The organism is Pseudomonas cyclaminis, assembly GCF_015163715.1.
In the GTDB taxonomy this organism is placed as follows: domain Bacteria; phylum Pseudomonadota; class Gammaproteobacteria; order Pseudomonadales; family Pseudomonadaceae; genus Aquipseudomonas; species Aquipseudomonas cyclaminis.
Genome location: NZ_JADDUM010000187.1, coordinates 1 through 10,613 on the forward strand (window position 1 = coordinate 1; position 10,613 = coordinate 10,613).

At 61.6% G+C, this 10,613-nt stretch carries 10 protein-coding genes; 7 read left to right on the plus strand and 3 right to left on the minus strand.

Annotated features, from left to right (window positions below; genetic code table 11):
• Positions 1–79 precede the first annotated feature (79 nt).
• The 3 genes from IQK56_RS21805 to phhA all read right to left on the minus strand — a co-directional run bounded on the left by IQK56_RS21805 (position 80) and on the right by phhA (position 2,520).
• Positions 80–1,273 carry an amino acid aminotransferase gene (locus IQK56_RS21805; RefSeq protein WP_193864243.1) on the minus strand — a complete coding sequence of 398 codons (1,194 nt, stop codon included), beginning with the start codon at positions 1,271–1,273 and terminating at the stop codon, positions 80–82.
• On the minus strand, positions 1,273–1,629 hold the full coding sequence (locus tag IQK56_RS21810) for a 4a-hydroxytetrahydrobiopterin dehydratase (protein WP_122308282.1): 357 nt from the start codon (positions 1,627–1,629) through the stop codon (positions 1,273–1,275). Before IQK56_RS21810 ends, IQK56_RS21805 begins: the two co-directional genes overlap by 1 nt.
• Positions 1,630–1,728: 99 nt before the next feature.
• Positions 1,729–2,520: a phenylalanine 4-monooxygenase gene (gene phhA / locus IQK56_RS21815; protein ID WP_150675841.1), complete on the minus strand. Its 792-nt coding sequence runs from the start codon at positions 2,518–2,520 to the stop codon at positions 1,729–1,731.
• Positions 2,521–2,777: 257 nt separating this feature from the next.
• Between phhA and IQK56_RS21820 the strand changes: the two genes are divergently transcribed.
• The 7 genes from IQK56_RS21820 to flgK form a co-directional block, all read left to right on the plus strand.
• On the plus strand, positions 2,778–4,340 hold the full coding sequence (locus IQK56_RS21820) for a sigma-54-dependent transcriptional regulator (RefSeq protein WP_122308284.1): 1,563 nt from the start codon (positions 2,778–2,780) through the stop codon (positions 4,338–4,340).
• A gap of 252 nt (positions 4,341–4,592) precedes the next feature.
• Complete coding sequence (locus IQK56_RS21825) at positions 4,593–5,333, plus strand: flagellar basal body rod protein FlgF (protein ID WP_122308285.1); 741 nt, start codon at positions 4,593–4,595, stop codon at positions 5,331–5,333.
• A 61-nt stretch (positions 5,334–5,394) separates the two neighbouring features.
• Positions 5,395–6,180, plus strand: a complete 786-nt coding sequence (flgG, locus tag IQK56_RS21830) for a flagellar basal-body rod protein FlgG (protein ID WP_076952969.1) — start codon at positions 5,395–5,397, stop codon at positions 6,178–6,180.
• A 53-nt stretch (positions 6,181–6,233) separates the two neighbouring features.
• Positions 6,234–6,929, plus strand: coding sequence for a flagellar basal body L-ring protein FlgH (gene flgH, locus IQK56_RS21835; protein WP_065924947.1), 696 nt, complete (start codon positions 6,234–6,236; stop codon positions 6,927–6,929).
• 27 nt (positions 6,930–6,956) lie between these two features.
• Positions 6,957–8,045 carry a flagellar basal body P-ring protein FlgI gene (locus tag IQK56_RS21840; RefSeq protein ID WP_122308313.1) on the plus strand — a complete coding sequence of 363 codons (1,089 nt, stop codon included), beginning with the start codon at positions 6,957–6,959 and terminating at the stop codon, positions 8,043–8,045.
• Positions 8,046–8,049: 4 nt separating this feature from the next.
• Positions 8,050–9,321 carry a flagellar assembly peptidoglycan hydrolase FlgJ gene (flgJ, locus tag IQK56_RS21845; RefSeq protein WP_193863655.1) on the plus strand — a complete coding sequence of 424 codons (1,272 nt, stop codon included), beginning with the start codon at positions 8,050–8,052 and terminating at the stop codon, positions 9,319–9,321.
• A 10-nt stretch (positions 9,322–9,331) separates the two neighbouring features.
• Positions 9,332–10,613: flagellar hook-associated protein FlgK (gene flgK, locus IQK56_RS21850; protein WP_193901828.1), on the plus strand; the 1,282-nt coding region annotated here is incomplete at its 3' end.

The window sequence follows — 10,613 nt, forward strand, 5'->3', positions numbered from 1 at the left end:
ACGATATGTACTCAGACCCATCGCCATCGGGGGCAAGTCAATCGTGGCACCGCCCCTCCCACACTTAATCCCGGTTTTGTCAGTTGGAGACGTCGGCGATAGCCTTGGCCAGCAGCGTCAACCGCGTCGCATCCGCACCGGCCACATTCGCCCGCCCTGAACTGACCATATACACACTGTGCTTCTCGCGCAGTTGCTTGACCTGTTCGGCACTCAAGCCGGTATAGGAAAACATCCCGCGCTGCGCGCCAATGTGCGCAAACCGTTCGGCCAGGCCATGGGGGGCCAGCGCCTCCACCAGTCCGGATCGCAGTTGAGCGATCCGCGCACGCATGGCTTCGACTTCCTCACTCCAAAGCTTTTTCAGCTCGGCCTCACCGAGGATGGTCGCGACCACCGCAGCACCATGATCCGGCGGCGTCGACCACAAGTTACGTGCGATATTCGCCAGTTGGCTGCGCACATCCGTGAGCTTCTCGGCATCCGCCGCGCACACGATCAATGCGCCGACGCGGTCGCTGTACAGGCCGAAGTTCTTCGAGCAGGAACTGGTGACCAGCACTTCCGGCAGCTCGGCCGCAAACACGCGTACCGCCCAGGCATCCTGCTCCAGGCCGTCGCCAAAACCCTGGTAGGCGAAGTCGATCAGCGGCAGCAGTTGGCGCTCGCGGACGATGTGCAGCACCTGGCGCCAGTCGTCCTGGGACAGGTCGAAACCGGTGGGGTTGTGGCAGCAGGCGTGCAGCAGCACCACGTCGCCTTCAGGCACGGTGGCCAAGGTTGCCAGCATCGCCGCCACATCCAGGCGATTGTCGGCGCCTACATACGGATAGTGACTGACCTTCAGACCGGCCTTGGCGAAGATGCTTTCGTGAATCGGCCAGGTCGGGTTGCTCAGCCACACGCCACGGCCGGGCAGGCTGTGGGCGATGAAGTCGGCGCTCAGGCGCAGCGCGCCGGTGCCGCCCGGGGTCTGGGTGGCGCCGGCACGGCGGTCGCGGATCAGGGGGGAGTCGGCACCCAGCACCAGTTCGCTGATCAGCGCGCCGAAGCGGGCATCGCCATGGCCGCCGATGTAGGTCTTGGTGGTTTGGGTATCGACCAGACGCTGCTCGGCGAGCTTCACCGAGTGCAGAATCGGCGTCAGGCCCTGGTCGTCCTTATAGACGCCTACGCCGAGGTCGAACTTGTTTGGGTTGGTGTCCTGGGCATACAGGTCCATCAGCCCGAGGATCGGGTCGCCGGGCACGCGGCCAATGGCATCGAAGTGCATTACTTGCGGCCCTCGGCGTCCTTGGCCACTGCGTCGGTGCGCGCAGCCATGATGAAGTCGTTGCGGTGCAGGCCCTTGATGGAGTGGCTCCACCAGGTCACGGTGACCTTGCCCCATTCGGTGAGCAGGCCTGGGTGATGGCCTTCAGCCTCAGAGATTTCACCCATGGCATTGGTAAACGCCAGGGCGAACTTGAAGTTCTTGAACAGGAAAACCTTTTCCAGCTGCATTACGCCGTCGCGCACTTCGATGTTCCAGTCGGGGATCTGCTTGATCAGCACCGGCAACTCTTCATCGCTGACTTGCGGGGCATCGGCGCGGCAGGCTTCGCAGTGGGCTTGGTTCAAGGTGGTCATGTGGGGTGTCCTGAATTCGAATGAGTGAAGATCAGTGGGCGTTACCCTAAAGCAACGCGGGGCCAGGGAACAGACTCACCTGGCCTTAAAAGACGCCGTTCAAGCGGCCTTTGGTTTGGGCGCAAATTTGGGGGCGTGCAAGCCAAGCTGCATGCCGCGCTCGACCATGCCCATGATGTCTTCCTGCGCCACGTCGAACAGGCGCTTGAGTTCGGGCAGTACGAAGTAGAGCGGTTGCAGGATGTCGATGCGATACGGGGTGCGCATCGCTTCCAGCGGGTCGAAGGCTTGATGCTCGGGCTCGTCCGACAGGCAGTACACGCTTTCCTTGGGCGACGACAAAATTCCGCCACCGTAGATGCGTCGACCTGCGGGCGTGTCCACCAGGCCAAACTCGATGGTCATCCAGTACAGGCGCGCCAGGTACACCCGTTGCTCCTTGGTGGCCGCCAGGCCGAGCTTGCCGTAGGTGTGGGTGAATTCGGCGAACCAGGGGTTGGTCAGCAGCGGGCAATGGCCAAAAATCTCGTGGAAAATATCCGGCTCTTGCAGGTAATCCAGTTCCTCGCGGGTACGAATAAACGTCGCCACTGGAAACTGCTTGCTGGCGAGCAGTTCGAAGAAGGTCTGGAAAGGAATCAGCGCAGGGACGCGGGCGACTTGCCAGCCGGTGGTCTCGGCCAGGACTTTATTGATTTCGCCCAATTGTGGAATGCGATCCAGGGGCAGGCCGAGCTTGTCGATGCCGTCCAGGTATTCCTGGCAGGCGCGGCCTTCGATCACCTTCAACTGGCGCGTGATCAGGGTATTCCACACCGCGTGTTCTTCCGGCGGGTAATGGATAAAACCTTGCGCATCGGGCTCGCGGGCCACGTAGTGCGTCTGTTTCATACGGCTCTCCTGCTAGGCATTCGTTCTTGTTATGTCCTGCGATGAACCTATTGATAACCCGAGCCAGGCGAGATTCCATCCGCCGGTGAAGTGGATTTGCAGGAGATACTACGGATTTTCGTAAAGTAATCGTTACGGATGTGCGGTTCGTCGCGGCATTGGGCTGGGAAAGGCACACAAACTGTCACATAATCTTGACGACTATCTGCGCCCAGCGGCAAAAAGACGCGGCGCCTACCCATTGTTCGGGCCTTTTCATGCGTATCAAAGTGCACTGCCAAAACCGCATCGGCATCCTGCGGGACATCCTCAACTTGCTGGTGGAGTACGGCGTCAACGTCGCCAAGGGCGAAGTCGGCGGCGAGCATGGCAATGCCATTTACCTGTTTTGCCCGAACCTGGTGAACATGCAGTTCCAGGCGCTGCGCCCGCAGTTCGAGGCGATTGCCGGGGTGTTTGGCGTGAAAAGGGTAGGGCTGATGCCCAGTGAGCGTAGGCACATGGAGCTGAATGCCTTGCTCGGCGCCTTGGAATTTCCAGTGCTGTCCATCGACATGGGCGGCTCCATTGTCGCTGCCAACCGTGCGGCGGCGCAGTTGCTCGGGGTGCGGGTGGACGAGGTGCCGGGCATTCCACTGTCGCGCTATGCCGAGGACTTTGACTTGCCGGAACTGGTGCGTGCGAGCAAGTCGCGGATCAATGGACTGCGGGTCAAGGTCAAGGGTGACGTGTTCCTGGCGGACATTGCGCCACTGCAATCCTCCGAGCACGATGACAGCGAAGCCATGGCCGGCGCCGTGCTGACCTTGCACCGCGCCGACCGCGTGGGCGAGCGCATCTACAACGTGCGCAAGCAGGAATTGCGCGGCTTTGACAGCATCTTCCAAAGCTCCAAAGTCATGGCGGCGGTAGTGCGTGAAGCCCGGCGCATGGCGCCGTTGGATGCGCCGCTATTAATAGAAGGCGAAACCGGCACCGGCAAGGAACTGCTGGCTCGCGCCTGTCACCTGGCCAGCCCCCGTGGGCAATCGCCGCTGATGGCGCTCAATTGTGCCGGTCTGCCGGAGTCGATGGCTGAGACGGAGTTGTTCGGCTACGGCCCTGGCGCGTTCGAAGGCGCGCGGGCCGAAGGCAAGCTGGGGCTGCTGGAGCTGACGGCGGGCGGTACGTTGTTTCTCGATGGCGTGGGGGAAATGAGTGCGCGCCTGCAGGTGAAATTGCTGCGCTTTCTGCAGGACGGTTGCTTTCGTCGGGTGGGCAGTGATGAAGAGGTGTATCTGGATGTGCGAGTGATCTGCGCGACCCAGGTGGATTTGTCCGAACTCTGCGCCCGTGGCGAATTCCGCCAGGATCTCTATCACCGCCTTAACGTGCTGTCGCTGCACATCCCGCCGCTGCGCGAATGCCTGGATGGGCTGGGGCCTTTGGTTGAACACTTTCTCGATCAGGCCAGCCGCCAGATCGGTTGCCCGCTGCCCAAGCTCGCGCCGGCGGCGATGGAGCGACTCAGCCACTACCACTGGCCGGGCAATGTGCGGCAGTTGGAAAACGTGCTGTTCCAGGCGGTGTCGCTGTGTGAGGGCGGGACAGTCAAGGCCGAACATATCCGCTTGCCGGATTATGGCGTGCGTCAGCCGCTTGGCGATTTTTCCCTGGAGGGTGGGCTGGAGGCGATTGTCGGGCGCTTTGAGAAGGCGGTGCTGGAAAGTTTGTATGCCGAGCATCCGAGCAGCCGCCAGTTGGGGAAGCGCTTGGGGGTGTCGCACACCACCATCGCCAACAAACTGCGCGATCACGACATCCTCAAGGCCGAAAAATAATCAACTGACACTGTGGGAGGGGGCAAGCCCCTCCCACAGTTGATCTTCGTCGTCTTCCTGACCGGTAGTTGCCGGAAGCGGCAGTAGTCCGCCGTTTTTTCGACTCTGGTACAACCTTGAAATACTTGCGTGTCCGCGCAAACCCTTGCCCTGCCTGCACTTTAGCCACTTTCACAAAGTTGGTTCGCAAATTGCTTAAGCCTCATCAGTACAGCGGTGGGCGGCAAGCCTGCGTCAGAAAGAGGAAAGAGTGTGGACAAGTACCTTTATGTGGCAATGACCGGCGCCAGCCAGAATGCACTGGCGCAGAAGGCCCATGCCAACAACTTGGCGAACATTTCCACCAACGGTTTTCAACGTGACCTGGAGCAGGCGCGTTCGATGCCGGTGTTCGGCGACAGCTTTCCGGCGCGGGCGTTTGCCTTGACCGAGCGTCCAGCCACTGACTTCACCCCTGGCGCGATGATCGAGACCGGCCGTGACCTGGACGTGGCCGTCAGCGGCGACGGCTGGATGGCGGTGCAGACCCCGGATGGCAGCGAAGCCTACGTGCGCAGCGCCAGCATGAACGTTGATGCGTTGGGCGTGCTGCGTGCCGGCAACGGCATGCCGATCATGGGCAACGGTGGCCCGATTGCGGTGCCGCCCCAGCAGAAGATCGAAGTCGGCTCCGACGGTACCATCAGCATCCGCGCCATGGGCGAAGGCCCACGGGTGATGGCGGAAGTGGACCGGATCAAGCTGGTCCAGCCCGACCTCAAGAACATGAATAAAGGCCTCGACGGCACCATCCACACCAAGGATGGCCAGCCTGCCGTAGCCGATGCAAGCGTCAAGCTGACCTCGGGTTTCCTGCAAGCAAGCAACGTCAATGCCGTGGAAGAAATGACGGCAGTGCTGGCGCTTTCCAAGCAGTTCGAGCTGCACATCAAGATGATGAACAGCGCCAAAGAAGACGACCAGGCCATGACTCGCGTCATGCAGATGAGCTGATCAGCGCTCACTCACTAATTTGCTAAACGCGCCAACAAACAGGCGCACGAAGGAGAACACCATGCTTCCGGCTCTATGGGTTGCCAAAACAGGTCTGTCCGCCCAGGACACCAACCTGACGACCATTTCCAACAACCTGGCGAACGTATCGACCACGGGCTTCAAGCGTGACCGCGCCGAGTTCCAGGACTTGCTCTATCAGATCAAGAAGCAGCCGGGCGCCCAGTCGACCCAGGACAGCGAACTGCCGTCGGGTCTGCAATTGGGTACCGGTGTGGCAATCGTCGGCACCCAGAAGAACTTCAGCGCCGGTAACCTGCAACAGACCGGCCAGCCGCTGGACATGGCCATCAACGGCCGTGGTTTCTTCCAGATCCTGCAACCGGATGGGACTACGTCCTACACCCGCGACGGTACTTTCCACCTGGATTCCAATGGCCAGATCGTCACCGCCAACGGTTTCGCCCTGGAACCGGCCGTGATCGTGCCAGCCGATGCCAAGACTTTCACCGTCGGTAACGACGGCACCGTGTCCATCACCGTGGCCGGCAACCCGGCATCGCAAGTGATCGGCAACCTGCAAACCGCCGACTTCATCAACCCGGCCGGCCTGCAGGCCATGGGTAACAACCTGTTCCTGGAAACCGCCTCCAGCGGCGCGCCGCAAATCGGCACCCCTGGCCTGAACGGTTTCGGCACCACGCTGCAAAGCACCCTGGAAACCTCCAACGTGAGCACCGTAGAAGAGATGGTCAACATGATCACCACTCAGCGCGCCTACGAGATGAACTCCAAGGTGATTTCCACCGCCGACCAGATGCTCTCGTTCGTAACGCAGAATCTGTAATCAAGTCTATGGGGCGCTCTTGAGGGCGCCTGCTACACCGTGAGGTATGGGTCATGAATCGCTATGTTTCCGTTTTGGCATTGAGTGGGATTGCCGTGCTCGCGGGCTGTGTCGCCCCGACGCCCAAACCCAATGACCCGTACTACGCGCCGGTGTTGCCGCGCACGCCGTTGCCGGCGGCGGCCAATAACGGCTCGATCTACCAGGCCGGTTTTGAACAGAACCTGTACAGCGACCGCAAGGCCTTCCGGGTCGGTGACATCATCACCATTACCTTGAACGAGCGTACCCAGGCCAGCAAGAACGCCAACTCTCAGGTGGGCAAGAACAGCACCGCCAGCCTTGGTTTGAGCTCGCTGTTTGGCGCCGTGCCCAACGTCAATAACCCGTTGAGCGATGGTGACCTGACCCTGAACGCCGGCTACAGCGGCTCCCGCGCCACCGACGGCAAGAGCGCGGCAGGGCAGGGCAACAGCCTGACCGGTTCGATCACTGTGACGGTCGCTGACGTATTGCCCAATGGCATCATTGCCGTGCGCGGCGAGAAGTGGATGACTCTCAACACCGGTGACGAATTGGTGCGCATTGCCGGCATGGTCCGCGCCGATGATATCTCCACCGATAACACCGTGCCTTCCACGCGGATTGCCGATGCACGCATTACGTATTCCGGTACCGGCGCTTTTGCTGATGCCAGCCAGCCGGGCTGGCTCGACCGTTTCTTCCTTAGCCCGCTGTTCCCTTTCTAGGTGGCCACTTTGAAACTCAAACAGCTGATGGCGGCCGCACTCCTGCTTTCGTTGAGCGCTGTCGTCCAGGCCGAGCGCCTGAAAGACATCGCGAGCATCTCCGGCGTGCGTTCCAACCAGTTGATCGGCTACGGCCTGGTGGTGGGGCTCAACGGTACGGGTGACCAGACCACCCAGACCCCGTTCACCTTGCAGACCTTCAACAACATGCTCTCGCAGTTCGGCATCAAGGTGCCGGCGGGCTCGGGCAACGTGCAGCTCAAGAACGTTGCCGCCGTCTCCATCAGTGCCGACTTGCCGGCGTTCTCCAAGCCGGGTCAGGTGGTGGACATCACCGTGGCTTCCATCGGTAACTCCAAGAGCCTGCGCGGCGGCACCTTGCTGATGACGCCGCTCAAAGGTATCGACGGCAACGTCTACGCCATCGCCCAGGGCAACCTGGTGGTGGGCGGGTTTGACGCCGAAGGTCGCGACGGTTCGAAGATCACCGTCAACGTGCCGTCGGCCGGTCGGATTCCTGGCGGCGCCACGGTGGAACGTACCGTGCCCAGCGGTTTCAACCAGGGCAACAGCCTGACCCTGAACCTCAACCGTTCCGACTTCACCACCGCCAAGCGCGTGGTCGACAAGATCAACGACATGCTCGGCCCTGGCGTGGCCCAGGCCATCGACGGCGGTTCGATCCGCGTGACCGCGCCGCTGGACCCAAGCCAGCGCGTGGATTACCTGTCGATCCTGGAAAACCTTGAAGTCGACCCAGGCCAGGCAGTGGCCAAAGTCATCATCAACTCGCGCACCGGCACCATCGTGATCGGCCAGAACGTCAAGGTATCGCCGGCCGCGGTGACCCACGGCAGCCTGACCGTGACCATCACCGAAGACCCGATCGTCAGCCAGCCTGGGCCGTTGTCCAATGGCCAGACGGCGGTCGTGCCACGCTCGCGGGTGAATGCCCAGCAGGAAGCCAAGCCGATGTTCAAGTTCGGCCCCGGCACCACGCTGGATGAGATTGTCCGCGCGGTGAACCAGGTGGGCGCGGCGCCTGGCGACTTGATGGCAATCCTTGAAGCTTTGAAACAGGCCGGCGCCTTGCAAGCCGACCTGATTGTGATCTGAGGCCATGGCCATGGATATGCGCAAGAGCGGGATCAGCAGCACGGCGGATTCGGGGTCTTACTCCGACCTGAACCGGCTTAACCAGCTCAAGGTCGGCGACGACAAGAACAGCGAAGGCAACATGCGCAAAGTGGCGCAGGAGTTCGAGTCGCTGTTCTTGAGCGAGATGCTCAAGTCGATGCGCTCGGCCACCGAGGCCCTGGGCAAAGACAACCCGATGAACACCCCGGCGGCCAAGCAGTACCAGGAAATGTACGACCAGCAACTGGCGGTGTCGATGTCCCGCGAGGGCGGTGGTATCGGCCTGGCCGACGTGCTGATGCGCCAGATGCAGAAGAACAAACCGGTGGATGCCCAGGCCGCCACCTTGCAAGGCCCGGCAGCCGCAGAACCGGTCAAGAAAGTCGACGTGCCGACGGAAATTGCCGCCGGCACCCAGGCGGTGGGGCCGCTGGGTCGCTCCAATGGCCAGCGTCCGTTGTGGGCCTACCGTGTGGCCGAGCCCCAGGCCGGTGCCGCCGCTACCCACAGCAACGACATGGAGCTGATGAACCAACGCCGCATTGCCTTGCCAAGCAAGCTGGCCGATCGCCTGCTCGCCGGTATCGTGCCGAGCACCCAAGTGGCGACCGAGGCCAAGGCCGCGCCGCTGCGTAACAGTGCCTCCGATGACAACGTCGTCAACAGCACCGCCCGCAGTTTTGCCGTGCCCAACGACCGTATGCAGATCTACAGCCGCGCCGTGGCCCAGCCGCCATTGGCGCCGGCGAAGAAGGCGTTCAGTTCGCAGGACGAATTTGTCGCCACCATGTTGCCGATGGCCAAGGCCGCGGCAGCGCGTATTGGTGTCGATCCGAAGTACCTGGTGGCCCAGGCCGCCCTCGAAACCGGTTGGGGTAAGTCGGTGATGCGCGCCGAAGATGGCAGCAGCAGCCACAACCTGTTCGGCATCAAGGCCGGCCAGAGTTGGCAGGGCGGCCAGGCACGTGCGATCACCAGCGAGTTTCGCGATGGCGCGATGGTCAAGGAAACGGCGCAGTTCCGCTCCTACGACTCCTATCAGGACAGCTTCCACGACCTCGTGACCTTGCTGCAAAGCAATGATCGCTATAAAGAAGTTGTGAAGTCGGCCGACAACCCGGAACAGTTTGTGCGCGAGTTGCAAAAAGCCGGTTACGCCACCGATCCGGCTTACGCCAGCAAGATTTCGCAGATCGCAAAAACGATGAACAGTTATCAGGATTACGCTGCCGCGGGCGCGACCACTCATTTATAAGGTCTGAACCATGAGTTTGCTCAATATCGGGATGTCGGGGCTAAACGCCGCTCAAGGATCGTTGTCGGTCTTGAGTAACAACATCGCCAACGCCAATACCGCGGGCTATTCGCGTCAGCAGACCACCCAGAGTGCGAACGCGAACAACCAGTACGGCGGCGTGTTCATCGGCAGCGGCACCACCCTGGCGGACGTGCGCCGGGTCTATAACGAATACCTGGACACCGCCTACCAGAACAGCACCTCGCTCAACAGCGACGCCAAGGCGTACCTGGACCAGGTCAGTGCGGTCGACAAGACGCTGTCGGACAAGACCACCGGCATGTCCGCCGTGCTCAGCTCGTTCTTTGCCGCGGTGCAGACCGCCTCGGCCAGCCCGAACGATACGTCGGCCCGCCAGATCCTGCTCACCAACGCGCAGACGCTGACCAACCGGTTCAATGCGATCTCCAGCCAGTTGAGCCAGCAGAAAGAGACCATCAACAGCCAGTTGACCTCGATGAGCGATCAGGTCAACCAACTGACGTCGTCGATTGCGTCCCTCAACAAGCAGATCGCCCAGGTCCAGGGTTCGTCCAACACCACCCCGGCCAACCTGCTCGATTCCCGGGCCGAGGCCGTGCGCTCGCTCAATGAGTTGATCGGCGTGACCGCCACGGAAAAGAACGGCGTGTTCAGCGTCAGCACCGGCAGCGGCCAGTCCCTGGTGCTGGGCGATCAGTCCAGCAGCATTTCCGCCGTGCCGAGCAACAGTGACACCAGCCAGTACACGATCCAGCTCAACGCGCCGGGCGGTACGACCCTGGACCTGGGCAATGTGATCAGTGGCGGCAGCATCGGTGGCCTGCTGCGTTATCGCAGCGATGCGCTGATGCCCGCCATCAATGACCTGGGGCGTATCGCGCTTGTCACTGCCGATGCCCTCAACAGTCAGTTGGGCCAGGGCCTGGACCTCAATGGCGAGTTCGGTGCCTCGATGTTCACCGACATCAATAACGCGGCCTCCGTTGCCCTGCGCAGCCAGGCAGCCCAAGGCAACCTGGGCGACGGCGCGCTGGGCGTGACGATCAAGGACAGCAGCCAGCTGACCAACTTCGATTACAAGGTCAGCTTCAACGACGGGACCAACCTCAATAAGGTCACGGTGCTGCGTTCCGACGGCAAGGCCATGGGCACTTATGACCTGAGTGCCACGCCGCCGCCGGTTATCGATGGGTTCACCCTGGCGGTCAAGACCGGAACAACCGTGCAGGCGGGCGACAGCTTCAAGGTCAGCCCGACGGCCAACGGCG